The 25963-nt window shown below is 48.0% G+C and carries 26 protein-coding genes; 4 read left to right on the top strand and 22 right to left on the bottom strand.

Annotated elements, in window-relative coordinates; all coding sequences use genetic code 11:
* Positions 1-119 precede the first annotated feature (119 nt).
* The 4 genes from JNUCC31_RS22605 to cobD are packed head-to-tail and all read right to left on the bottom strand — an operon-like array spanning position 120 to position 3757.
* Complete coding sequence (locus JNUCC31_RS22605; protein ID WP_228469187.1) at positions 120-767, bottom strand: histidine phosphatase family protein; 648 nt, start codon at positions 765-767, stop codon at positions 120-122.
* Positions 758-1738: an adenosylcobinamide-phosphate synthase CbiB gene (cbiB, locus tag JNUCC31_RS22600; protein ID WP_192273254.1), complete on the bottom strand. Its 981-nt coding sequence runs from the start codon at positions 1736-1738 to the stop codon at positions 758-760. The genes JNUCC31_RS22605 and cbiB overlap by 10 nt, the downstream gene beginning before the upstream one ends.
* A 44-nt stretch (positions 1739-1782) precedes the next feature.
* Positions 1783-2628, bottom strand: a complete 846-nt coding sequence (locus JNUCC31_RS22595) for an adenosylcobinamide amidohydrolase (RefSeq protein ID WP_192264965.1) — start codon at positions 2626-2628, stop codon at positions 1783-1785.
* Positions 2609-3757, bottom strand: coding sequence for a threonine-phosphate decarboxylase CobD (gene cobD / locus JNUCC31_RS22590; RefSeq protein WP_192264962.1), 1149 nt, complete (start codon positions 3755-3757; stop codon positions 2609-2611). Before cobD ends, JNUCC31_RS22595 begins: the two co-directional genes overlap by 20 nt.
* Before the next feature lie 212 nt (positions 3758-3969).
* On the opposite strand from cobD, the gene lplA reads away from it, so the two are divergent.
* Entirely contained in the window at positions 3970-4971 is a 1002-nt protein-coding gene (gene lplA, locus JNUCC31_RS22585; RefSeq protein WP_192264960.1) for a lipoate--protein ligase, read from the top strand.
* Positions 4972-5218: 247 nt separating this feature from the next.
* Positions 5219-6022, top strand: coding sequence for a Cof-type HAD-IIB family hydrolase (locus JNUCC31_RS22580; RefSeq protein WP_192264958.1), 804 nt, complete (start codon positions 5219-5221; stop codon positions 6020-6022).
* Between the two features lie 358 nt (positions 6023-6380).
* Here JNUCC31_RS22580 and JNUCC31_RS22575 read toward each other — a convergent pair whose 3' ends face one another.
* Positions 6381-6809, bottom strand: a complete 429-nt coding sequence (locus tag JNUCC31_RS22575; RefSeq protein WP_192264956.1) for a MerR family transcriptional regulator — start codon at positions 6807-6809, stop codon at positions 6381-6383.
* A gap of 167 nt (positions 6810-6976) precedes the next feature.
* Here JNUCC31_RS22575 and JNUCC31_RS22570 point away from each other — a divergent pair, with 167 nt between their 5' ends.
* A complete protein-coding gene (locus tag JNUCC31_RS22570) occupies positions 6977-8098 on the top strand; it encodes an NADH-dependent flavin oxidoreductase (protein ID WP_192264954.1) in 1122 nt (373 codons plus the stop codon).
* A gap of 204 nt (positions 8099-8302) precedes the next feature.
* Here JNUCC31_RS22570 and JNUCC31_RS22565 read toward each other — a convergent pair whose 3' ends face one another.
* Entirely contained in the window at positions 8303-9241 is a 939-nt protein-coding gene (locus JNUCC31_RS22565; protein WP_192264952.1) for a DMT family transporter, read from the bottom strand.
* A 120-nt stretch (positions 9242-9361) separates the two neighbouring features.
* On the opposite strand from JNUCC31_RS22565, the gene JNUCC31_RS22560 reads away from it, so the two are divergent.
* Positions 9362-10783: an aminotransferase-like domain-containing protein gene (locus JNUCC31_RS22560; RefSeq protein WP_228469186.1), complete on the top strand. Its 1422-nt coding sequence runs from the start codon at positions 9362-9364 to the stop codon at positions 10781-10783.
* A 188-nt stretch (positions 10784-10971) separates the two neighbouring features.
* Here the strand turns inward: JNUCC31_RS22560 and JNUCC31_RS22555 are convergent, their stop codons facing one another.
* The 16 genes from JNUCC31_RS22555 to cysT all read right to left on the bottom strand — a co-directional run bounded on the left by JNUCC31_RS22555 (position 10972) and on the right by cysT (position 25814).
* Complete coding sequence (locus tag JNUCC31_RS22555) at positions 10972-11598, bottom strand: ABC-2 transporter permease (RefSeq protein ID WP_192264950.1); 627 nt, start codon at positions 11596-11598, stop codon at positions 10972-10974.
* On the bottom strand, positions 11591-12460 hold the full coding sequence (locus JNUCC31_RS22550) for an ABC transporter ATP-binding protein (RefSeq protein ID WP_192264948.1): 870 nt from the start codon (positions 12458-12460) through the stop codon (positions 11591-11593). Before JNUCC31_RS22550 ends, JNUCC31_RS22555 begins: the two co-directional genes overlap by 8 nt.
* A complete protein-coding gene (locus JNUCC31_RS22545) occupies positions 12457-12837 on the bottom strand; it encodes a GntR family transcriptional regulator (protein ID WP_192273252.1) in 381 nt (126 codons plus the stop codon). The genes JNUCC31_RS22550 and JNUCC31_RS22545 overlap by 4 nt, the downstream gene beginning before the upstream one ends.
* A 254-nt stretch (positions 12838-13091) precedes the next feature.
* Positions 13092-13673: an ATP-dependent Clp endopeptidase proteolytic subunit ClpP gene (clpP, locus tag JNUCC31_RS22540; RefSeq protein WP_062326868.1), complete on the bottom strand. Its 582-nt coding sequence runs from the start codon at positions 13671-13673 to the stop codon at positions 13092-13094.
* Positions 13674-13691: 18 nt separating this feature from the next.
* Positions 13692-14558: an RNA polymerase sigma factor gene (locus JNUCC31_RS22535; RefSeq protein ID WP_192264946.1), complete on the bottom strand. Its 867-nt coding sequence runs from the start codon at positions 14556-14558 to the stop codon at positions 13692-13694.
* Between the two features lie 133 nt (positions 14559-14691).
* Positions 14692-15471 (bottom strand): MBL fold metallo-hydrolase, encoded by a 780-nt coding sequence (locus JNUCC31_RS22530; RefSeq protein WP_192264944.1) that lies wholly within the window; start codon positions 15469-15471, stop codon positions 14692-14694.
* Positions 15472-15670: 199 nt separating this feature from the next.
* Positions 15671-16117, bottom strand: a complete 447-nt coding sequence (locus tag JNUCC31_RS22525; RefSeq protein WP_192264942.1) for a hypothetical protein — start codon at positions 16115-16117, stop codon at positions 15671-15673.
* 59 nt (positions 16118-16176) lie between these two features.
* Entirely contained in the window at positions 16177-17112 is a 936-nt protein-coding gene (locus JNUCC31_RS22520) for an ABC transporter ATP-binding protein (protein WP_192264939.1), read from the bottom strand.
* Positions 17109-18134 carry an ABC transporter ATP-binding protein gene (locus tag JNUCC31_RS22515; RefSeq protein ID WP_192264937.1) on the bottom strand — a complete coding sequence of 342 codons (1026 nt, stop codon included), beginning with the start codon at positions 18132-18134 and terminating at the stop codon, positions 17109-17111. Before JNUCC31_RS22515 ends, JNUCC31_RS22520 begins: the two co-directional genes overlap by 4 nt.
* Before the next feature lie 131 nt (positions 18135-18265).
* Positions 18266-19111: an ABC transporter permease gene (locus JNUCC31_RS22510; RefSeq protein ID WP_192264935.1), complete on the bottom strand. Its 846-nt coding sequence runs from the start codon at positions 19109-19111 to the stop codon at positions 18266-18268.
* Between the two features lie 7 nt (positions 19112-19118).
* On the bottom strand, positions 19119-20069 hold the full coding sequence (locus JNUCC31_RS22505; RefSeq protein WP_192264933.1) for an ABC transporter permease: 951 nt from the start codon (positions 20067-20069) through the stop codon (positions 19119-19121).
* Positions 20070-20193: 124 nt separating this feature from the next.
* Positions 20194-21801, bottom strand: a complete 1608-nt coding sequence (locus JNUCC31_RS22500) for an ABC transporter substrate-binding protein (protein WP_192264931.1) — start codon at positions 21799-21801, stop codon at positions 20194-20196.
* Positions 21802-22022: 221 nt separating this feature from the next.
* Positions 22023-23084: a sulfate ABC transporter substrate-binding protein gene (locus JNUCC31_RS22495; protein WP_192264928.1), complete on the bottom strand. Its 1062-nt coding sequence runs from the start codon at positions 23082-23084 to the stop codon at positions 22023-22025.
* A gap of 54 nt (positions 23085-23138) precedes the next feature.
* The gene (locus JNUCC31_RS22490) at positions 23139-24203 is read right to left on the bottom strand and encodes a sulfate/molybdate ABC transporter ATP-binding protein (RefSeq protein WP_192264926.1); all 1065 of its coding nucleotides are present in this window, start codon (positions 24201-24203) and stop codon (positions 23139-23141) included.
* 1 nt (position 24204) lies between these two features.
* Positions 24205-25002, bottom strand: a complete 798-nt coding sequence (locus JNUCC31_RS22485) for a sulfate ABC transporter permease subunit (RefSeq protein ID WP_192264924.1) — start codon at positions 25000-25002, stop codon at positions 24205-24207.
* Positions 24999-25814: a sulfate ABC transporter permease subunit CysT gene (cysT, locus tag JNUCC31_RS22480; RefSeq protein WP_192264922.1), complete on the bottom strand. Its 816-nt coding sequence runs from the start codon at positions 25812-25814 to the stop codon at positions 24999-25001. Before cysT ends, JNUCC31_RS22485 begins: the two co-directional genes overlap by 4 nt.
* Positions 25815-25963: the final 149 nt, after the last annotated feature.

Genomic DNA, 25963 nt, shown 5'->3' with positions numbered 1-25963 from the left:
ATTCAAGTGAGCATCCTGCATCATTGGTAGAGCTTGTTGAGCCTCCATCCGATGATGCATTTGCTAAGTCACACTTCTGTTGTGATTATAGGTTATATTATACATCCTTACAACCCGATTTACGGAAAAGTCAATCTGGTGCCAACCCAGCTTTCCCCATAACCATCCAGCCGGATCTTTATCGCTTGTCCTGGTATCACCTGTGTATCCCAAAATTCTTGACCCGAAATGAGACGGGATACCAGATAACGAATGACACCTCCATGCGTAATCACGGTGATTTTCGGCACGTTCGTGTTACGAGAGTACAGTATTGGTGAAAAGGACAACAGGCGCTCCTCCAGGAATAATTCAATTCGCGCAGAAAATGCCTTCCAGGACTCGCCCTTCGGGGGCGTCACCTCCTGCGGGGCATCAATCCAGTCTCGGTACGTTGGATTATCTTTGAGCTGTTCATAGGTCAGCCCCTCCCACTGACCAAAATCGATTTCCCTTAGGCGGGGATCAAGCTTGGCTTGTCCCGCTTGAAACGGTGCAATGTGTGCGAGTGTCTGCTGACAGCGCAGCAAATCACTGCAATACAGGGCGTCCCAGATGACATTGCTGAACTGCTCGCGCAGCGGAGTTAGCTCTTGTTCTGCCTCTGGCAACAGACTGATGTCGGTATGCCCGAGATATCTTTTTTCCAAGTTCCACGCCGTAGTACCATGACGTATGAGAATAATCTCTCGGCTTTGCATTGCACCTTGTCCAGCAGTTATATCCATGGCAGTGTACCTCCAACAGCCCATATCCCGAAGGTGACCAGCCAACATAATAAAACAAAAGAACCTGCCGACCAAAACATTAGTCTTGTCGTGCGCACGATATCTTCTGCTTCCATCCGCCTTGTAGGCTCGCCCATATAAGCCCGAAATGAAGCCACACCATGATACACGTTATGTCCACCAAGTCTGATACCCAGCGCTCCGGCCACCGCCGACTCGGGAAAACCGCTATTGGGACTCGGATGCAGCCTTGCATCTCGGGATACCAAGCGCGCTGCACCTCTGGCATCCATATTCATGAACCAGGCTCCCATAATCAACAGCAAGGCGGTAAGCCGTGCGGGAATCCAGTTGGCCCAATCATCCAGACGGGCAGATGCCCAGCCAAGATGAAGATATTTTTCATTTTTATAACCTACCATTGAATCCAGTGTGTTCACGGCCCGGTAGGCCATGGCAAGAGGTGCACCACCAATCAGCGCATAGAACAGTGGAGAAACGATGGCATCCACGATATTCTCGGCAACCGTCTCCACCGTTCCCCGCACAACCTCCGGTTCATCCAGATGGGCCGTATCACGTCCCACGATCATACCCAGTGAACGTCTCGCCGCAGGCCAATCCTGTTGACTCAGATGGCGGTAGACTTCCATACCTGCGTCTTTCAAACCTTTGGAAGCAATGGTGGTTGCAATCAGCACCACTTCAGCTCCAACCGCAACGGCAGGATGAATGAGACCCAGCACATACACCAATGCCCAGGTTACCGCAAAAGCTCCCCCTGCAATTAAAACGGGAAATAACACGCCTGCCCTTTTGAGAGCCTGGTTCGAGTCCACCCGCGACCTTATCACTCGCTCCAGCGCAGAGATGGCCTTACCCATGCCAATCACCGGATGAGGAATCCAGCGCGGATCTCCAATGCAGCGATCCAGTATGTATGCTCCTACAATAATCCAGGCTCCAGCCATTCCCATCCAAAACGGCCAAGAAGCCCATTGATGCAGCAAAAATGTCATGGCTTGTTATTCCTCTCTTTCCACTCCTGCGCGGCTTGCAGGCTTTCCGTTATCGTGTCATACACCAGCCTGCCGATGGCTGCACCCATGACCGTAGCCGTACCGGCGTAACAGATGAGGGGTCTGTTTTCTTCTGACTGACTCACCGCGAGCACGATGGCATCCGTTGTTGTTCCGGTTGCGGTCAGACCATTCTCTGAATCCACCACACCAAAATCAGCTAACGCAGCTGCCTTCGCTTCTACCGCGGTCTGAACGGCATTCACCATTGCTCCAGCGGTCATACATCCGTTCATCCACAACATGATATTGATCGTACCGGGAGTGTAGCTTGAAACCGAACTTTTCCCATGTTTCTGAGGCATAGTCTCATGCCCCGTTTCATTTCCGATCTCATTCCCTGCAGCATCAAACACGGTTCTTGCAGAACCTGCCCGCGCAGCGTTGGATACCCCTGCTGTAGTGCAGCAAAGTAATCCGAACTCATCGCTTTTGTATTCCTGGATGGCTGTGTGCTCCAATCGAACCGCAGTCAGAAGTCCCGCGCATTGATCCTGTTGCTCTTGCCATTCAGTCAATAGATCGGCAATATCACGCGGTGGATCGTCACAGCGATAATGTCTGTCCACGTAGATGTTGAATATACGGTCCAGTTCAATCATGCCGCCTCCATACACAGCACTTGAAAGTGCTTTTACAACAGAGGGGCTTGACGCTTTAATATGCCGTTCATATGCAGAGATCCTTAGCCCCGGCCACACAGAAGATCTGTATTCGGCATGGGGATGGTCTGTTTGTACATCGGTACATCGTTTATAACTATCATAGAATGGCAGTACCATCGTTCTGTCCTCCTGCTTCTGATCCAGTAGACGTTTTAAGCCCGATTATATCTCCCATTGTTCCCAGCAAACGTCCGCTAGCCTCCGCGTCCTTAATCGCAAAGCGTACATGACGTTCCCCTAGTCCCGGATACATTGAGCAGCTTCGGATCAGTATCCCGCGTTCACCCAGAGCAGCCTGCATCGATGCTGATGTCCACGGCTCTGGCAAAGCAGCCAATATAAAGTTGGCTTCCCCTGGCGTCACCTTACATCCCAAAGCCTTCAGGCCTTCCGTTAATCTCTTCCGCTCGTGTGTTACCAGCACCATGGTCTCCTGTTCAAAGCTTTTTCCACTCCTCAGACAAGCTTCTCCTGCAATCAGCGCCAGCCCATTCACACTCCAGGTGACCTGCTTCTCTGTCATCGCATGAATCAGTTCGGGACGACCCAGCGCATACCCCAGACGCAGGCCTGGTATCGCATAAAACTTGGTCATCGAATGAATGATGACCACTTGTGGATACTCTTTCAATCTGGGCGCAAGCGATTGCCGCTGTGACACAGGAATAAAATCTATAAATGCCTCATCTACCACCAATATTGTGCCTGTGATCTCAGCTTTACGCGCAAGTCGATGTAGAATGTCCACCGGATACTGTACCCCATTGGGGTTGTTGGGCTGTCCAAGGAAAAGCAGGTCCACCTGCTCCATCAGCTTCTCAATATCTTCCGGTTCTGCTCGCCAGTCCAGCTCTTCCCGTCCTTGAACATGGTGGACTTCTGCTCCAAATTGTCTGGATAATGCACTGTACTCTGAAAAACCGGGTTCTACCGTACCTACTCTACGCGGCGCGAGACCAAGTAAGATTAGAGCCATGCTTTCCGCTGCCCCGTTGCCCACAGATATGTAATTCGGGGTTAAACCCAGTCGGTCACTAAGCAGCATTTTGAACGCCCGATGGCCCGGATCAGGGTAACGAAGTACCGTATGCAACCCTTGCTCCAGAGCCTCCAGCACTTCCCGCGGGGGACCCAGAGGATTAATGTTTGCGCTAAAATCGAGGAAATCCGCTGGATTCCCTCCAAAACGAGCCGCGGCAGTCTCCACGTCACCGCCATGTCCAAAAACTTCAATTAAACTGGTCATCCTGTCCGTCATCCTTTCTGCATGTCCTATTTATTATGGATGGCTTGGCAGGCAAGGGTCAATCCTGAATTTGGCTATTCAAGCCCTGTCCGGCTTCAATTTCTTTGTGTCCTTTCGACAATTCGTTTACAATAGAGAAGGAATTTCAATTCCGTCAAGCATCACTACATAAGGGATATGCATCCCTCACATACATTAATGGAGGAATGACCATGCTGTTTGTTGATAACCAGGGCATTACAGATCCTTCTGTAAACCTCGCCATTGAGGAATACATTCTGAAGCATCTGCCGATGGATGACAGTTACTTGCTGTTTTACATCAACCGCCCGTCCATTATTATCGGAAAACACCAAAATACCATTGAAGAGATCAACATGGAGTATGTTCAGGATAACGGTGTTCAAGTTGTACGCCGTCTCTCGGGAGGCGGAGCGGTATACCATGATCTGGGCAACCTTAACTTTAGTTTTATTACAGCCGATGACGGGCAATCCTTCCATAACTTCCGCAAATTCACCCAGCCTGTGGTGGAAGCACTGCAAGAGCTTGGCGTGAACGCCGAACTGACAGGACGCAACGATCTGCAAGTTGGAGAAAAGAAAATTTCGGGCAACGCCCAGTTCTCTACGCGCGGTCGCATGTTCAGTCACGGTACGTTGATGTTCAACCTGAATCTTGATCATGTTCAGGCTTCGCTCAACGTTAACCCGGAGAAGTTCAAGTCCAAGAGCACCAAATCCGTGCGCAGCCGGGTTGCCAACATTCGTGATCTGATTGACAGCAATCTGACCATTGAACAATTCCGGGACGAGCTGCTGCGTCATATTTTCCGTATGGAGCCACAGGACGTTCCTCAATATGAACTCACGGAGAAAGATTGGGACAAAATCAAGGAAATCTCCGCCGAGCGTTATAGCAACTGGGATTGGAACTACGGCTTGTCACCGGAGAGCAATGTGAAACATACACGCAAATTCCCTGTCGGCATCATTGATTTGCGCATGAATATCAAAGATGGACGCATTGAAGATGTCAAAATCTTTGGTGACTTCTTCGGCGTAGGCGACGTAGCGGATATCGAGAACATGCTGCGTGGCAAGCGTTATGAGGAATCCGAGGTGCGTACTGCACTTGAGGGTCTGGATGTCAAACATTACTTCGGCAACCTGGAGCTGGAGGACTTTATTGGCCTTATTTTCCTGGAGGAATAAAATTTAGATGTGAGTATAGTTTTAGAACGAATTCCAGAATTACACGTTAACGGAGAAGGCAGAATCAATCTGGAGAAGCGAAGCGTTCACCTTTATCCCCGGATTTCCCCTATGGAGGAAATGGATTCAATGAAATCCGGGGATAACAGTGATCGAAAGATGAGTCTGCAGTCGGAGTGGTCTCGTGTAATGCTTATCTATTCGTTCGTTTTTATAGATACAGATAAAAAGGAGAGAAACAACACAGATGACCTACAAATTAATCGCAATCGACATTGATGATACCCTGATCAACGACAACAAGGAAGTAACGCCTGCAACTCAGACTGCCCTGGAACAAGCGGTTGCTCATGGTGTCGTTGTAACACTGGCAACCGGACGTGCTTATGCTTCTGCCCAAGCACTCGCTCGCCAAACGAAGCTGAACGTGCCCATCATTACGTATCAAGGCGCTTTGGTGAAAAACCTGTTGGACGAAAAAGTACTCTACGAGCGTTACGTTCCACAGGACGCTTCCCGCAAACTGTACGACTATTGCCTGGAGCACAATCTGCACCTGCAAACGTACATTGACGATAAGCTGTATGCTCGTGAAGAAAACGACAAGCTGCGTGATTACGCCAAGCTGAACGGTACTCAGTACCATATCGAACCGGATTTCATCAAAGTGATCGAGCAAAAAACACCAAAACTGCTCATTATCGATGAGCCGGGTTACCTCGACGAGGTTGCGGTTGCCCTGCGCGAACTGCTCGGACCTGAAGTGCACATCACCAAGTCCAAGCCATATTTCCTTGAAATCATGCACCACGAGGGAACGAAAGGTCATGCCCTTACGTTCCTGGCAGATCACTTCGGTCACCAATTGAGCGAGTGCATTGCCATCGGGGATTCCTGGAATGACCACGAAATGCTGGAAGTCGCTGGTTTGGGTGTAGCGATGGGGAATGCCATCCCTGCTCTGAAAGAGCTGGCAGATTACATTACCGCGAGCAATAACGAAGATGGCGTGAAGCAGGTTATTGAGAAGTTTGTACTGAACGCGGAGTAAGAATTTCAGCAAAGCATTTTACTTTTATACATGTATTATGGACAATACAAACAAACAGCCCTGTTCAGCGATAGCTCGCTGTGCAGGGCTGTTCTTTTAGCTTTGACTATGTATGTTCCTTCGCTTACAACATACTTTCTTGTTCTCACCGGCATACATCCGGGAATCGACAAACGCTCCTGTGGCTACTTTTTGCCAAACCGAGTAGAACGAACGGGGTCCCCAAGTTACTGTGACGTCATTGTATCGCATGCCTGCTCTACGACCTGGGAGAGCCCATTCCTGCTTGGCTTTAGCCTTTCCACCCGCTAAACTTCACAACCTAGGCTTGGTCACACCGAAAGTTGAGTTAAGTACATTAATTCACCGTCTTAATCTCCAGGCCGTGACCGTGACATTTAAAGTTATAGTTGGGATTTTTCATAACCTCTTCTTTCTGAAGTTCATACATGGCTAGTTTATAGTTTATTTCTTCCAAGTGTCTTTGACTTTCCTCAATTCTCTTCTGAACTTCCAATTTATGCTGCATCAACATTTCTTCTCTTTGCAAATAGGTGCTATTTCCCAATTCATAAAGTTCCTTGTAATCCTTGATTTTTGAAAGAGGCATTCCTGTCTCTTTGAGACAACGAATAAAAGAAATCCAATCTATTTGTTGTTGGTTATAAACTCTACGACCTTTTTCGTCACGAGATATATTCGGTAATATCCCCTGCTCTTCATAAAATCGAAGTGTCTTCGCAGATACATTTAAATTCTCCACTACATAGGTCATTGAATACAACATCTATTTGTCCCCCTTAGTTACAGTTACTGTAACTAAATATATATCATAAAGAGAATGAAAACACAAAAATTCTATATATAATCATATAAAAATAAGTCCTTTACTTAACGTAACAGTAACCAATTACACTAAAATAGAAAAGAAAATATGATAGCGAGGTTAAAGAAATGAATCAAAAATATAGTAGGTTATTTGAATCCTTCACATTCAGAAGTGGAATAACAATGAAGAATAGAATTGTTATGGCACCTATGACAACCTGGTCAAGTAATGACGATCTTACCATTTCGGATGACGAAGTAAAGTATTACAAACAAAGAGTGAATGGAGTAGGACTCGTCATTACAGGGTGTACTCATGTTACACCGAATGGACAGGGTTTTACGAATGAATTCGCCGGATACAATGATGAATTTACTCCAAGTTTACGAAAATTAGCTGAAGCAGCGAAAAGTGGAGGCTCTCCTGCGATCCTACAGATTTTTCATGCTGGTAATAAAGCTTTGCCCGAATTGGATGCAGTTAGTGCGAGTGCATTGCAACCCGAAATTACTAATTTAGGTTCAACTCCAGAAACAAGAGGACTATCACATGAGGAGATTTTGTCGATTGTACGTGCTTTTGGAGATACAACAAGACGAGCGATTGAAGCCGGATTTGATGGCGTCGAAATTCATGGGGCACATGGATTTTTAATTCAGAATTTTTGGTCGCCAGCGACAAATCAACGGACGGACCAATGGGGAGGATCACTTGAAAATCGCTTGCGTTTTCCATTGGCGATTATTAACGAAATCAAAAATGTCATTGAAAAACATGCTGCAAAACCATTTATGATTGGTTTCCGCCTTTCCCCTGAAGAATCCCACAAAGTGGACGGATTACGTATGAAAGACACGTATGAATTAATTGATTTCCTTGTTGAACAGGATTTAGATTATATTCATGCTTCATTAGATCATGTGTCTTCAACACCAGTAGATAGTCAAGGTGAAAAAACACGGCTTGAATTAATTCTTGAAAGAGCAAACGGTAAGGTACCTGTGATGGCTGCTGGTTCCATACTAACACCGGATGATGCTCTTCAAGCTGCGGAGTTAGGATTGCCGCTAGTCGCCATTGGGCATGCGTTAATTATGGATCCTAACTGGGTTGAAAAGGTCGCAAATGGACGTGAAGCCGAGATAGATTCTGAATTGAACGTTTCGAAATTCGACCAGCTTAATATTCCAGAAAAACTTTGGAATGTAATTCAAGAAATGCAAGGTTGGTTTAATATTAGTAAATAAAGAGTAGTCCTAAAGGCTACTCAGATTGATCAGAAACCCAAGTCTTGAATGATACTTCGGGTTTCTGATCCTTTATGAGGTTGTCCTTCAGCTCTTTTGCGTTCGTGAAACTCTTTCATTCGAGTGTCGCGTATGAATCAAAACGCTTGGTCACTAGCAACAGTTTATCGGTCGGCAAACAGTTTATTGAGACCTACCAGGCGCCTATTTTATCACTGGTTTGGATGCTTGAACCATCCGATTAGAACGACTTCTTTTACCAAGCCAGCCCACCACCTTCTCATTCATCGCCAGCAAACCTGAAACAATTAGCACAACGCCAACCCACGTAACCCAGCTTACATGTTCATTGTAGAGAACAGCACCCAGACCAACCGCAATCGGTGGGGAAATGTATAACCATGTCGCCGGGAACAGAGGGTTAGTACGAGACATAATCCAATAGAACAAGCTGTGCCCGACCATCGAACCGACTACCGTCAGATAGATCAGAGATGATACCGCTGGCACCCATTCCAGTCCACTTGTGCTCCACGATTCCGTCACTGCCGAGAGCCCGGATAACAGCAATCCTCCGTACATCATCTGCACCGCATTGATCGCTACAGGACTGGCCTCCTTAAACTGGTTAATGACCTTTTTGGAGTACAATGCACCCGCAGAGTAACAGACTTCACCCACCAATACGGCAATACAGCCCCATAGCCACAGGGAATTGCCACCAATGGACACACCCGGCAGCACGACGAGGATAACTCCGGCAAAACCGATCAGACAGCCTGCAATCATGCGCGCAGATGTTTTTTGACGTAACAACGCTGTCTGCATCACCATAATCATCAGTGGACCTGTTGCTGACAGAATCGCGCCCACACCCGAGCTTACATATTGTTCAGCCCAATATAAGGTGGCAAACGTACCGAACGTGAGGCCAGCCCCCGTCAAGAGCATCTCTTTCCGCCACAATAAAGACAGGTTCACCTTCCCTTTCATCCACATCCACGCAAACATTAGAGCACCTGCAATGATAAAGCGTAGTCCGGCCGACAGAAAAGGCGGCATGCCTGCCTCCACGCCAATTTTAATCGCTAGAAACGTTGTTCCAAAAATAAGACACATTACGGTAAATGCTATTGCAACCATGCTAGCCCCTCCTTCATCTGTTCTCCATCATATAGCACCGTATACAGAACAGAGTGAATAAAACAGAACAGTTCGCTCTCATTTGCTGTTACAATAGAGTTCAAAAGGAGCGTGAGCCGGGTGGGCAAAACGATGATGATGACGGACAATAGCCTTAAACTATATGAGCAAGTGGTACATTATCTGGTTGTACGGATCGAGGCTGGAGAATGGAAAGAACATGAGAAACTGCCGTCCGTGCGGAGCCTGTCCGAGCTGCTCGGTGTACACCGTCTCACCGTTTTCAAGGCTTATCAGGAATTAAAGGAACGTGGGAACGTTTACGTTAAGGATAAGTCCGGTTATTTTGTCAGTCCTGCCGACCCCACTACTGTAACAGATCAGGCCGATGACCCAGCTGTGTCTGCTTGGCTGCATTGGGATTCACTTGCCCGCGTGCAATCTCTGGAGGCGGAGTACCAATTTTCCAAATCATTAATCGACCCTGCCTTGCTGCCAAACCGCTATTGGGGAGAATTGATGCGGGATTTGCTGGATCTATACCCCCGTCTGCTAGGCACATACTCCACGATTCAGGGAGATCTGGAGCTGCGTAGTGCCTTGGCAAGCCATCTGACGACGAGGGAACGCTTCTATATCTCGGCCGATGAAGTGCTGATTACTTCTGGTGCACAGCAGGCCATTGATGTGATCTCCCGAAGCCTCGTCAGACCCGGGGACCGTGTGCTCATGGAAAGACCAACATATGGCCCTGCGATGGAAATTTTCCGCAAACAGGGGGCAAGGCTGATTTTCACCGACATTCACCCGGAGGGTTATGATCTGGAACAGATCGAACATCTGATGAAGATAGAGAAGCCTCGTGTTTTCTACATGACACCCACATTCCAGAACCCAACCGGGATCAATATTCCGGCAGAACAGCGCAAACACTTGCCTGAACTGGCAGAACAGTATGGATGTTTTCTGGTGGAAGACGACAGTACCTACGATATCTATTTCAAGGAAAAACCTCCCGCGCCGATCTTCACATACGATACGACAGGTCACACGCTCTATATTCGCAGTTATAGTAAATACGTGGTGCCCGGGCTGCGAATTGCAGCCATCATGTGTCGCCCCCGGTTTATGCCGGGATTACAGGCCGTCAAAGCACTGACGGATAACGGATCACCTCTGCTGAATCAGAAGCTTTTTCTCCGTTATTTTCAGTCCCCACGCATGCATCAGCACCTGTCCAAGCTGCGTACTGCCATTCAGCTACGGATGGAAGTGATGGAACACTGTCTTCAACAAACGGATTGGACATGGACCCGTCCTGAGGGTGGACTTAACATTTGGGTGGAGCTTCCGGAGGGAGTCGATACAGGGCGCTTGCTTCACCGATGCATGGAGCATTCCGTCGCTTTTGTGCCGGGAACAGTGTTCGATCCTTCCGATGCGGCCGCCAGTCGTAAGCTGCGTCTCTCCTTCTCCTATGCGCACGAACAGCAGATCCGGGAAGGCATGAGCAGGCTGATTGCGCTGACCAAATTTTTATAATGTTCCTTTTGCAAAAATCTGTATTTGCATATGAACGAATAACTTGTCCGGCAGGTTGCGAAGATATAACATCTTCCGTAACACAAAAAGTCGCCATATGGCGACTTTTTGAGCTCTGTCATCTCGAATGCCAGACTAAACAGAAAGCTGATGTTTTTATTTTTTATTGAAATTCTTATTCATTCATCCTATAGATCCTTCCTTGCAAACAGACGGACCGTTACAAAATAGGAGGCAATGAATAATAGAAGAATGCAAACTGAAACCACAACATAAACCGAAGCACGCCCCATTCCGTTCTCTCCTGCCATACTCATGAGCCAGGCAACAGGTTGCGCTAAAATAATAAGAACGAACATGAATACCGTATTAATGATTCCGGCTCCCTTTTTACTAAGGGCGTAAAAAAGAGGCATGTAGATCGAAATTAGAACAAGCACCATTCCAATCGAAATCAGGATGTCCAGTGCCGATAGGTCAGGCTTGTTCAATTCAGGGAAAAGAACGTTAAGCAGCCAGTGAGCGCCAGACGAAGCGAAAACTCCAAAAAGTGTATAGAGAACGGCAGACAGATACTTCGCTTGCACAATGTTTCTGCGGCTGATCGGGAGCGTGACAAGAAATTTATGATTATGGTTTTTGATATCAATCATGGTTGCAAGCATAATTGAACCGAATGCGGTATAGATCCCTACAAAATACATCGACATTTCCACTGTCGGGATAAATGCGACACTGAATACAACAAAATAAAAAATAATCGTCCATAGCGAACTTTTCAAAGCGATATAATCTTTGCGAATCAAGTTAAGCATGATGCCGTTCCCCCTTGGCCGTAAAATAGATGAGATCTTCGAGTGAGGGTCTGTGTAAAAGAGCATCATTACCAAACAATCGTTCTACCTCCGCCCTGTTATCTGCCAAGCCTTCAAAACCGACCGCTGTCTCACGGATTCCAACGAATTGCCTTCGGGTGTCCGCATCTAGCAGCTTCATGTCTCCTTTTACGATCGTGTACCTTTCAAGCACATCATCCTTTGTTTCATTAAATATAATCCTTCCTTTATTGATGAACGTAATATAGTCTGCTATACGCTCCAAATCGGTTGTGATATGAGTCGAGAAAATAATGGATTTGGTCTCATCCTGTATCATATCTGCAAGCAGGTCAAGCAGTTCTCTCCGAAACACAGGATCAAGCCCGGATGTCGGCTCATCCATGATAAGCAGCTCTGCATCGTGAGATAAAGCGACAGCCAGTGAAAATTTGATTTTCATGCCTTTGGACAGTTCCTGAATCTTCTTTTTGGGAGACAATTCGAATTGCTCCAGATAGCAGTTAAATTGCTTTTCATCCCATTTCTTATAAAAGGGAGCAATCATGCTTTTCATTTCACGTATCGTAAGATGCTCATAATAGAAACATTCATCAGAAACAATACCAATGCGCTCCTTAACGTTAACTTCCTGAGTAGGGATCGCGTTTCCCAACGTTCTGATGCTCCCGGAGTCTGGACGAATCAATCCGGTAATCAGGCTGATCAGTGTGCTTTTCCCCGCCCCGTTAGGTCCGATAAGTCCGGTAATATACCCTTGTTTTACATCCAAAGATATCTGATCCAGTTTGAATAAGGGGTACGTTTTCGATAGGTTGCGCAATTCAATTGCGTTCGTCATGTGTGTTCCTCCTCCACTAACAACGTAAAATGCTTAATTACTTCCTGAGCACTCATGCCCAGTTCCTTGCTCTCACGAAGGATATCGAGCATTTTCTCTTCCATTCGCTTCAGCCGCTGTTCCCGAATAAAATCCTGATTGGCCCCGGAGACAAAACTGCCTTTGCCTACGACAGAATCAATCAGCTTCTCTTTCTCCAGCTCCTCATAGACACGTTTGGTTGTAATTACACTCACCTGTAGATCCTTCGCAAGTTGACGGATTGAGGGCAGAGTCTCCCCTGCAGCCAGTTCCCCGCTTAAAATGCTCTGTCTAATCTGGGTCAGGATCTGTATGTAGATCGGATCGCTTGATGCATTGGATATTAGAATTCTAATGTTACCTCACCTCATGGTCATAATTCAGTCGCTTGCGCACATAGTGTATATATAAAATATACACACTATATATACTTTTAGTCAATGGTTATTTCACATTTGTTTCCAACACCAATACAGACCTAGCCCCGAAAGCCAAAGACACCATGTGCTCCTGACTTATCTCATCGTAAAATGACAAAAAAGGCTAACCAGCAATTACTGGCTAACCTGCTAATTCAAAAAGACGAAATTCAATCCTTGCCTTTCGTCCCTTACGTGCTGGATATCACCTTATCCACAAGACCATACTCGACGGCTTCCGCAGCGGTCAGGAAGTAATCTCTATCTGTATCCTTTTCAATCCGCTCCATCGGCTGTCCCGTATGATCAGCAAGCAGCTTGTTAAGTCGCTGACGGTGCTGGATAATCCGGTTGGCATGAATCAACATATCCGAGGCCTGCCCCCGTGTTCCGCCAAGCGGCTGGTGAATCATGATTTCGCTGTTTGGCAATGCAAGCCGTTTCCCTTTTGTTCCACCAACCAGCAGGATCGTACCGAAGCTGGCCGCCATACCTGTGCAGATCGTGGAAATGTCAGGCTTCACGAATTGCATCGTGTCATAGATGGAGAATCCGGCAGTCACGGAACCGCCAGGACTGTTAATATACATCTGGATATCCTTCTCCGGGTCCTCTGCGGTCAGAAACAACAACTGGGCCACGATGGCGTTGGCCATCTGATCCTCAATTTCCCCGGATACCATAATGATCCGATCTTTCAGCAAACGGGAATAAATATCATAGCTCCGCTCTCCGCGGGCTGTCTGTTCAACAACATAAGGTACCACGTTCATGCAATTTGCCTCCCCGGTTTACGCAACCATGCTGACCGTATATCCTCCCCCATACGACATGGAATTCGTATCGGAGCATGAATAACTGTACATCACGGGCTGCATCGATTGAGACGGCAGAGTCTGCTGCAAAATCGTCCCCGCCACAGCCATCGGATCATCCGTCTGATTCAGGCATAGATCAATTAAACGGGCTGTATCACCACTGCGGAACGCCAGTAAATAACTGCGCAATTCCTCCCGATTTTGTTGGTCCTCATCCACTTGATTCGTATGGTCAGAATCCGGTTCGTTCAGGCTGTGCCTCACTTTGGCCAGGGCAGAGCGGGCACGACTCAGGGCAGCTTTGACCGCACCTTCCGTCGTATCCAACAGTTCAGCAGTCTCTACCGTCGTATATCCCATTAAATCACGTAACATATATATCGCTCGCTGCCACGGTGGCAGTTCATCCACAAGGATCTGAACAGCGAACTCAACTTCCTCGAAACGCCCTTCTTCCTCATATTCCTGCATCAATGGCTTCATGCTTTCCAGTTTGCTCGCCAATGTCTCACGCTTCCGTATGGCGTCAATCCAGGTGTTGCGCGCAACGCGGATGAGATAGGCTTCCCAGTTCATGTCCTCTGTCATGCTCGTTCTTCGGGTAGCTGAAGAGGATAGTACTTTAACACATGTATCCTGAACCAGATCCTCTGTCTCCCAAACTGAACCTGTCAATGACATGCAATAGGCATACAACGAACCCAGCAGATCCGGCAGCGCAGCTTCCATCGTTTGCTCTAACGTATATCCGGTTTGAACACCGGAATGGCTATATGATTCAATTCGTTTATTCTCATGTGGTCTGTTGATTCTGCAATCCACGGACTTCACAAAGGCCATGTTTGGGGCCCCCCTTTGTTGGTTCCTGATTGATCTTGCTTCAATTCACTTGCTGTATTTGCCTTACACTATGTAAACGAAGAACCTCCGGCAAAGGATACGCTCTTCTGAATTTATTTTTAGCATGGCTGTCCTATTCTCCCAACTTCACCTTCAGACCGGTAAGTGCCAGCGTAATCCCTTGATCCAAATCATAATTCTGGCGTATATCCACGTCGTGAGACATATGTGTAAAATAGGTCTGCCCCGGCTGCAAATCCTGCAACAGCTCCTGCGCCTCAACCATATCGTACACCGAGCGGGTGGAGAATTCCGCAAGTTCATGAACAAAGCTCGTTCCAAGGACCAGCAGATCCAGCCCGTACAACGGCTGCTTCTCCGAAGCATTCAGATCAATGGCATCCGAGCAATATGCCCAGCTGTACCCTTCACGTTCCAGTCGATACGCATACGAATAGCCATTATGACCGTGGCACACCTTCCAGGAGTGCACCTTCCATCCACCAAGCTCGATATCCGCATCTGTTTCCATAAAATCCATATGACGACCGAGCCATGGAAATTGGCTCCGAATGGTCGCAATCACCTCCCGTGGTGCATACAACTGCCCTTTTACACCCAACCAGCGACACGCATCTGCCCATTCAGGCAGGCCTCCAATATGATCAAAATGCGCATGTGTGATCAGCAGCGTCTGCACCATCCGCATCCCTTGGTCTTCCATCTGTGACCTCCAGTCCGGTCCGCAGTCAATCATGAAAGGTTCGTGCTCGCCATCACTATGAATCAAAACAGCAGCACGTTTGCGAAGGTTGATCCCCGTAATTCGGGCTTCTGTGCAAACGGCGCAATCACAATACACCCGCGGAACACCCATCGCATCCCCGGTTCCCAAGAAAGTTAGTTGATTCATTATGTTAGTCCCCTCTCTATCCCGGAAGCAATACACTCCAAATTCATGTTCCATCCGATTAATGATATGTAGATTGTAATCTCCCACCTCTATTTTTGCAAAAAAAAAGACTATCCCGCCGCAGTTATTCACTGCAAACGGGACAGCCTGTTATCTGACATTTCGCAGTCAGACTCCCTATCCGTTGATTCGCTATGAACTAAACCAAAGCCCTAAGCTTCAACGTCAACTCTTGGCCCTCAGGCACTTCCTTAGACTCGGTAATGACCCAGTTTGATGCGAGGCGTTTGGCGAGCACTTCTGCCTGCTCCTGTTTTAATTTCAACCCGGTTACGATGCCTTCACCGACAGTAAAGTCTTTCTCCGGCTGTAATCCGAAGGACTTCTCCAAGTAGATGCCCAGACCACCACGAGTGTTAAAGGTAATCCGGTAACCGTCTTTAACCGCACCTTCCAGATTCTCGCCATGCTCGTCCGCATAGGAGAAAAGATCATCATATCTGTAGTGCTCCTCAGACACGGCATCAAAAGCAGACACATCTTTGGCTTGTATCGCTTCCAACAAAGCTGCATCCGACATGCCTTTGCCACGTGCCTGTTCCAACCGAATGGCTGTATTTTGGGACAACTTAAATTCAGCACTCATCCTGCTCACACCTTCCTCTATACCTTATACACTCTATCCACATATCCAAGCCTAGTCCATTATATCCTGTCCCGATAGCCGGATACAAAGTGTCCTGGCGAAACTTCCATCCACTCTGGTTCTTCATCCCGTCCCCGGGCGGAAGGATCGGTATCCCCGCTGTAGACCGGTGGTGCCACGTTCCGTACACTTGGATCAGGTACAGGGATTGCCGCCAGCAATGCCTGGGTGTACGGATGTACCGGATTACGGTACAGTTCCTCCGTTGGTGCAACTTCCACTAATTTGCCGCGGTACATCACACCGATCCGGTTCGAGATGTGGCGTACCATCGACAAATCATGGGCAATGAACAAATAGGTCAGTCCCATCTCTGCCTGCAGATCTTCAAGCATATTGACCACCTGTGCCTGTACGGACACATCCAGAGCGGACAACGGCTCATCACACAAAATGAATTCCGGGTTCACCGACAATGCCCGGGCAATGCTGATCCGCTGACGCTGCCCTCCACTGAATTCATGCGGATAACGCTCCGCGTGTTCTGGCTTCAGGCCCACACGGTTCATCAGGTCAAGCGCTCGTCCCTTCATCTCTGCCTTGGAAGCATAATTATGAATTTCCATGGGTTCACTAATAATCTGCTGAACATCCATACCCGGATTTAGTGAAGAATAAGGGTCCTGGAAAATCGTCTGCATTCGTTTGCGAAACGGCTTCAACTGGCGTTCATTCATCTTGGCAACATCCTGTCCGCCAAACATAATGCTTCCGTCCGTTACATCGAAGAGTCTCACAATGCTGCGTCCAGTCGTTGATTTGCCACAGCCAGATTCTCCAACCAGCCCAAATGTCTCTCCCTTGTGAATATGAAAACTAACGTTATCCACGGCTTTCACGACGTCTTTGCCTTTGCCAGCACCACGGACCGGAAAATATTTTTTCAATCCACGCACGTCCAGCAATACTTCACGCTGATCTGTTCCTGAACTCATTTCTCCACCTCCTCTGACGTTGCATCTGCTTGTACTTGAGGCTGTTCCCGAGCCTTATCGTCCAGCAACCAGCATAGCGCTCGATGACCGGGCGCAGTCTCAGTGTACGCAGGCATCTGTTTGCATACCTCCATGGCGTGTGGGCAACGTTCCATAAATGGGCACCCGGTTGGTGGGTGAAGCAGATTGGGCGGTGTGCCCTCAATCGTTGCCAGCCGCTGGCGTCCACCTTCCTCGCCGGGTTTCGGAATGGAACGCAGCAACCCTTGGGTATATGGATGCTGAGGATGAGCGAAAATACGTTCCACAGGCCCTTCTTCCATAATGAGTCCACCGTACATCACAATTACACGGGTACAGACCTGCGCAACAACGCCAAGGTCATGCGTAATCATTAGAATGGACGTCTGCGTGGACTCTTTCAGTTCCTGCATCAGCTGCAAGATCTGTGCCTGAATGGTCACATCCAGTGCCGTCGTCGGTTCATCAGCGATCAATAACTCCGGCTTGCAGGACAGAGCCATAGCGATCATTACCCGTTGTCTCATGCCTCCGCTGAACTCGTGTGGATATTGGTCAATTCGCTCTTCCGGAGAGGGAATGCCCACTTGTCGCAGCAACTCGATTGCTTCCTTGCGTGCTGCCGCCTTGTCCATTTTTCGGTGACGACGGATGACCTCTGTCATCTGTTTGCCTACACGAACCACTGGGTTAAGTGATGTCATCGGGTCCTGAAAAATCATCGAGATGCGGTTACCCCGGATTTTGCGCAGCTCCTTGTCCGACTTGGTCAGCAAATCTTCTCCCCTGAACAAAATCTGACCATCCGTAATCTGGCCTGGCGGCTGGATCAGTCGGATCAGCGAACGGGCGGTTACACTTTTTCCGCTGCCGGACTCGCCGACCAGTCCCACCACTTCGCCCTCATTTAACGTAAAACTCACACCCCGGACGGACTGTATCTCACCTTCCCGCGTTGCAAAGGACGTTTTCAGTTGTTTGACCGATAATAAATCTGTCATTGTTGTATTCACCCCGCTGTTTACATGATATGGGTTGTCGACTATATAAGTTAAAAGATTAATATTACACTGAATTACTTCGCGATCAGAATAACTTCTCTATTCTAAAAAATTTGGCAGTAAACGATCATCTATCGCTTGTTCGCTTTCGGCTCAAAGGCTACGCGGAACACATCGCCCAAGAAGTTAAACGATAGCACCGTCAGCAAAATAAACAGTCCCGGGAAGATCGCCATATACGGCGCTTCACTAATAAAGCCCTGCGCATCGTTAAGCATGCTTCCCCATGAGGAGTTCGGCTGTTTGACTCCCAGTCCGAGGAAGCTTAGCGACGATTCCATCAGAATTGCACTCGCGATGTTGATCGTGGCTGCCACAATGATGGTGGGTATGACATTGGGAATGATATGCTTCATAATGATCCGGCCCGGCTTCTGACCCGATACACGCGCATACAGCACATATTCCCGCTGCTTGACTGACATCGCTTCAGCCCTGACAATCCGGGCAATATTCATCCAGCTTAACACCCCGATAATGACAATAATCGTACCAATCCCCGGCTTGAGATATGCGTTCAGGATCAGCATCAGAAAGAAGGATGGAATCGACATGAGCACATCAACAATACGCATCAACGTATTATCCACCCAGCCGCCAAAATAACCACTAACCGTCCCTACAAGAGTTCCTACAATAACGGCGATCGCCATCGACAGGAAACCTACGGCGAGAGATACCCGCCCTCCATACAAGGCCCTAGCCAGATAATCCCGTCCGTAATCATCCGTACCAAACCAATGATCTGCACTTGGCTGTTGAAGCCGTTCCATCACTACAATTTCATTAGGATCATGCGGAGACAGAAACGCAAACAGGGATGCGAGCACAAAGATGCCCAATATGATGACAGCTGCAAGGCCCAGTTTCTGCTGCCGGAACTGCGTCCGTAAATTACGCCAGCGCATTGAATTCATTTTTGTCTCACCCCGTTGTCTTGATTCGTGGATCTACCACGCCATATAAGATATCAGCTATCAGGTTTCCGACGACCAGCAGCACAGAAGACATCATCGTAATACCCATAATAATCGGATAATCCAGACCGTGAACGGCCGAGATTCCGAGCGAGCCCATTCCCGGCCACGAGAAAACGGACTCCGTAATAAATGCTCCCGCAATCAACTCCGGCAAAGACATGCCCAGAATGGTGATTACAGGCAGCAGTACATTTTTGAGCACGTGACGAAGCAGTACCGTTCCTTTCGTTGCACCGTAGGCATACTGAATCTGAACATAGTCCTCTTCCAGTTGACTGATTGTATTCGATCGAATATAGCGCATGTACACGGACACGTTCATAAAGGTCAATACTGTGCATGGCAGAATACCGTGTTTGATAATATCCCATGCGGAGTCCATACCGACTGTTCGCATACCCATGCTCGGCAACCAGTGCAGCTCTACTGCAAAGAAATAGATCAGCATCATACCGAACCAGAAGCTTGGAATCGATATCCCGATATACGAGATCAGGCTGAGTCCACGGTCAAACAGGCTGTTCTGACGCGAGCCCGCAATCATGCTGAGCGGAATGGAAATGAGCAAAGATAATAATAGCGACACCCCCATTAAGCCAAACGTTGCAGGCAAGCGTTCAATAATCATCTCGGCAACCGGTCGATGGTTCACCAGTGAATAACCGAGATCACCAGACAAAACATTTTTGAGCCATACGACATACTGCACGTACATCGGCTGATCAAGTCCGAGGTTTTGCCGAATACGTTCCACATCCTCTGCTCCCATATTCGGGGTAACAAAGGAAAGCACCGGATCGCCGGGCGCCAGCTTGATCAAGGTGAACGATACGATGGAGATTACAAAAAGAAGCGGAATCGCTTGTGCGATCCTTCGGACAATATAGTTGTTCACATGGGCACCTCCGAATCAACGCCGGCCTCGCGGCCGGCGTTATTGGCTTGTTATATAGAATGAACGCATGTGGATTGAAGCAAGGATTCACATCGGGCACTCCGATACGTTTCATTCTATATGATTATTTTTTAAATAGTTTAGACAGATCTTCGAGCATAACGACTGGTTTCGGATTTGCATCTTCAACGCCGCCGTATGTGTTATCCACAGCGACTACAGCTTTCGTGTAGGCAATGGGGTATACAGTCATTTCATTTGCTACGGTTTGTTGGATTTGTTTGTACAAATCGCCACGTTTGGTTTCGTCAATTTGAACGGCAGCTTCATTCCACAGCTTGTCGAAATCGGCATTTTTGTAATGGGAGTAGTTGTATGCCGCATCGCTCAGGAAGAGAGATTTATAGGCATCCGGCTCATAACCCATGATGTATCCACCAAAGGACAGTTCAAAGTCTGTATTGTTCATGTCCAGTGTACGGTTACCATAAGCCGTTCCGTCCATCGGCAGCAATTCCACTTCAATGCCAACGTCTTTCAGTTTTTGCTGAATGTACAGCGCTTGGCTGGTTTGTGGTTTGTTAGTGTTTGTGTACGCAAGACGTAATTTCAGGTTGCTTACGCCTGCATCAGCCAGCAGTTGCTTCGCTTTTTCCACGTTGTAGTCGTATTTCTCAACATCATCCGTTTGGTATAACGTATCCGGTGTCAGAATCGACGGAGCCGGTTCAGCAAAATCAGCTGAGGAATACGAAGCGGTAATCAGTTCATTTTTATCCAAAGCATAAGCGATGGCTTGACGAACTTCTTTCTTTTGCATTGAAGGCACGTTCAGGTTGAACACCATGTATTGCAAGCGGCCTTCCGGGTAAGTCAGCATGTTGAATTTGCCTGTGTCATTCAATTTGTTGTAATCCTGTGTGTCGACCATACGCATTTGAATTTCGCCGTTTTGCAGGGCCAGGTTCGCCGCATTTGGATCTTTCGCTACACGGTACGTCACGCTATCCAGATGAGCTTTGCCTGCAAAGTAATCATCAAAACGTTCCAGTGTTACGTATTCGCCCGGACGGTATTCCTTGAACTTGAACGGACCGGAACCGATCGGGTTGTTGTTTTTGTCGCTTTTCTCAATATCGGCTTCGCCTTCAAAAATATGTTTAGGAATTGGATAGAAAGAAACCAATGCTCCTTCAAAAGCAGCAGATACTTCCGGCAATTTGAATTCCACCGTCAGGTCGTCGATCTTGGTTACTTTCACCGGTTTGCCATCAAAAACATACTGACTGCGGGAAGAACTGTGCTGTTTCTCATCAAGGATGCTATCCATCGTGAACACGATATCATCCGCTGTCAAAGGCTGTCCGTCATGCCATTTCAGCCCGTCTTTCAGCTTCAACGTATACGTCAGGTGATCATCAGAGAAGCTGTCACTGTCTGCGAGTACATACGTTTTTTTGCCATCATTCACATTGAACAGTGGAGCATATAAGGATTGATCAATCGTCAACGTTACACGGTCACCCGCATAAATCGGATTCATCACTTTAGGGTCATCCTGAACAGCAATAATGATGCTGCCGCCGTCTTTCGGTTGACCATTATCTGTCGTTGCTGTATTTTCTCCGGTATTAGACGAAGAGCTTGTTCCGTCACCGCTGCTTCCGCATGCAGTCATGATTGCGATAACCAGTACCAGCATCATGGACAGCCACATTTTTTTAGATTTCATTATGATATTTCCCCTCGCTGTAATTTGATGTTCTGTTAGTTAGTATAGGCAAGGATTAAACAAAAAGCAACGATTTTTTCCAACTTAACCTATCGGGTTTAAATGAATTAACATCTTAGTCTAGAAATGCAAAAAACCTCCAGCTCACTTTATATCGTGAAATGAAGGTTTGGGTCATAATTTATCGTCTAAAATTCAATAACCGTGTGATATGGTATGGTCTATAATCCCGCCAACACCTGGTACCATACACCTCGTTTGGAATACAGTGTACTGCGCACTTTATCCCATCCGCCGAGGTAATTAATATCGAACAGACCTTCGGGCGTCGGGAACGCAGACTTTGTCTCTGCAAACACATCAGGGTCTACCGAACGGAACCCGTGCTTGGCAAAAATGCGCTGGGCCTCCGGCGTACGCAGATACGCTACAAAGGCTTCAGCCAATTCACGATTGCCATGCTTATCCGCATATTTGTCTACAACAACCGCCGGATTTTCAATCAGGATCGTGTTTTTGGGAACGACGATGTCATAATTTACTCCCTTGGCAATCCGGGCAAGCAGTTCATTCTCATACGTGACGATAACATCCCCCACGCCATATTCAAAAGCCGCCATTGAGGATCGACCGCTCTTATCCAGTGACTCGACGTTCTCATGTACCTTTTCCAAAAAGGCTTTAGCCACAGCAGGATCTTTTTTCCCTTGCTCCTCAGATAGCTTCAAGCCCGCACCGTAAATGGCATTAATATCCCATTGGGCTCCGCCTGACGTCTTCGGATTAGGATAGAGCACCTTCACACCCGGCTTGGTCAAATCTTCAAAATCACGAATCCCAAGCGGGTTACCTGCTCTTGTACCGAGAACAACAATCGAACGGGTGATCATGCCTTCATTCGGTGTCTGCTTCCAATTGGAGCTGACCAGATCGGCTTTGACCAGCTTATCAATATCACTCTCCATTGCGAGAAGCGCAACATCGGCTTCAAATCCGCCAACAATGGCTCTCGCCTGCGTGCCGGAAGCTTCATAGGATTCTTGGAAGTGAACGGTCTGCCCCGTCTTGGCTTTCCATTCCTCCTGAAATTTGGGCAGCAACTCTCCAACGGCGTCTTTGGCTACACTGTAAGCACCGATAACCAGCGTATTGGACTGGTCGTCTGCGGATGCTCCGCTCTGTTCGCTCGCATCCTCCTGCTTGCTGCATCCAACGGTCATGCAGACGAGCAGAAGCATGAGGACAGCATATAAAGGGGTGATTTTCTTCTTCCTCGTCTGCATGGGCAGCCCTCTTTCCAAAATTATAGATGGTTCCTTGAACCATTGATGCTCTGCTTAGATGATGACCGGCATTGGATCTTCCTTCAATCGGTTCTCCACCACCCAGCTATCGGAATCATTGAACAGATACGCCCGATGGACAAGTACCCGGATCTGTTGGCCGACTTGCAAGGTGGTTTTTTCCAGGGAACGATACGTGATCAGTTTATGTCCCTCAACTTCCACTTCGACCATCCATTCACTGCCACGAAAATGAAGGTGTTTAACCGTTCCCTTTTCAGTAGCGGACAGCATGCTAAACTCGTTTTTCAAACCGATCTCAATATACTCAGGCCGGATCAGCGCACGTGTGCGCTCTCCTTCGACCGCATGTTCGAAGCCCTTGAGCTGTGAAGCGTCCTCCACAACGGTGGATTCCCCGATAAATGTGGCAACAAAAGGTGTCTCCGGATTCTTGTATATATCCCATGGCGTGCCTTTCTGCTCCAACCGCCCTTGGCTGATAATCATAATTTCGTCGGCAACTTCAATGGCTTCATCCTGGTCATGGGTTACAAAAATCGAAGTGATGCCTACCCGCTCAATCAGCTCTCTCAGCCAGGAACGCAGTTCCTGACGGATCTTGGCATCAATGGCGGCGAATGGCTCATCCAGCAACAGCAGCTGCGGCTCCGGTGCCAATGCTCTGGCAAAAGCAACACGCTGACGCTGTCCACCAGACAACTGATGCGGATAACGCTGCTCGAACCCCTTCAGCCCCGTCAACTCCACAAGCTCCATGACCCGATCACGGATCTGGGTTTTAGGTGTCTTTTTGACCTTGAGTCCAAAGGCGATATTATCAAATACCGTCATATGTTTGAACAAGGCGTAGTTCTGAAATACAAATCCGATTCCCCGCTCCTGTGGAGGCAGATGGTTGACGATCTTTCCGTGAAAACGAATCTCCCCGGAACCCGGGTTCTCCAGACCCGCCAGCATACGCAGAATGGATGTTTTCCCACCTCCGCTGGGTCCCAGCAAACCGATCAGATGGCCTTTGGCAATATCGAACGAGACATCTTTTACCGCATGAAAATCACCGAAATGTTTGTTCAGATCACGGACTTCCACATGCATCTCAATGCACTTCCTTTCGCTTCTTGGCCCATTCCATCATAAGCAGCAGCCCGACGGAAAAGGTAACCAGTACCAATGCCACACCATTTGCGGCAGCTACATTAAAATTCTCAACATCCTGATATACAAGCGTTGTTGCTGTCTGCGTTTTGTTCATGATGTTACCCGATACAACCAGCACCGCACCAAATTCCCCAAGCGAGCGTGCAACCGTCAACACAAGACCGTACACAACTGCCCAGCGGATGGATGGCCAGGTAACACTCCAGAACGTTCTCCAGCCGTATGCACCAAGCGTTGAAGCAGCTTCTTCTTGCTGAGATCCAAGCTCCTGCAAGACAGGCATCACCTCTCGGACCATCAGTGGGAATGTGACAAACAACGTTGCAATGACCATGCCCGGGAAGGCATACACCACGTTGAATCCAATCCCTTCAAAAAAAGCGCCCATAATGCTGTTCGGGCCGAGCAGTAGTACAATCATCAATCCGCCAATGACTGGCGAAACGGCATAGGGCAGATCCACAATGCTGTTCAGCAGCCCTTTTACCCGGTCACTCATCCATCCGGCGCGAACCAGATAAATAGCCATCATAACGCCAAACAATGTATTTAACAGCGTGACGACAAGTACAACAAGTCCTGTCATCATCAAGGCATGCAGCGCCTCAGGGCGCAACAGCCCTTCCAGGAATCCTCCTGCCCCGTCTTCAAATGCACCAATAAAAATACGTCCAAGCGGGATGATCAGCAGTACAGTGAACACTGCAAACGTCAGTCCGATTAATAGTCTTCTCATCCTCTTCTCCCCCGCATCTGCACCAGATTAATCAGCCAGAGGATCAGGAAGGAGAGTGTTAAGAGCAGTACGGAGACGGCAGCCGCACCGGTTGGATTGTCACTTTCGATCTCGCCGTATATAAATACGGAAGCTGTCAACGTTCTTCCCGGAATATTGCCCGCCACCAGCACAACAGCTCCAAATTCGGCAAGTGCCCTGGAGAATGCCAGCATCCCCCCACTAATCATGCCTGGAGCCATGGACGGAAGAATGACCTGCCTGAACGTGCGCGCTTTCGATGCACCCATCGTGTAGGAGGCTTCCTCTTCCGAAGGGTCGATCTCTTCGAGCAAAGGCTGCACCGCACGAATAACAAAAGGAAACGTCACAAAGGTCATCGCGATCACAATTGCAGGCTGGTGAAATACAATTTCAAACCCCATGGATTCCGCCAGTTTCCCAATAGCACTAACCGGACCCAGGAGCAGCATAATCATCAGTCCGCCAACAGCTGTTGGCAGTGCAAAAGGAAGATCTACCAGACTGTTAAGGAACGACCTTCCAAAAAAGCGATAACGTGTCAGTACCCAAGCGATCATGGTTCCCAGAACGACATTAATCACGGTAGCTATAACGGCCAGCCGAATGGTTAACAGCACGGCTTTCCACGCAATCGGGTCCATAATGCTCTGGATAAAGTTGCTCCATCCTTCAGAGAAGGAATTGACGTACACACCGATGATTGGAAGTACAATGAGTACGATAAAATATAACAATACGGTACTGCGGAATCCCCAAGTCCATCCCTTATGACGAAGAACGGTATTCATTGCTGCATTCCCTCCCAGCCTCCGGTTCTATGTCCGGTCGGCAGTCTTCCTGCTTCCATACAACCTTTTTCCTAAGTTGGATTTTATTACTTCAACATTATTCCCATTAGTCTACTTGGTTTTTGCTTATCTGATACTTTACCAGTTTG

It is taken from the genome of Paenibacillus sp. JNUCC-31 (assembly GCF_014844075.1).
Taxonomy (GTDB): Bacteria; Bacillota; Bacilli; order Paenibacillales; family Paenibacillaceae; genus Paenibacillus.
The sequence above is the reverse complement of the archived record's forward strand: the minus strand, read 5'-3'. Positions and strand labels throughout refer to the sequence as shown.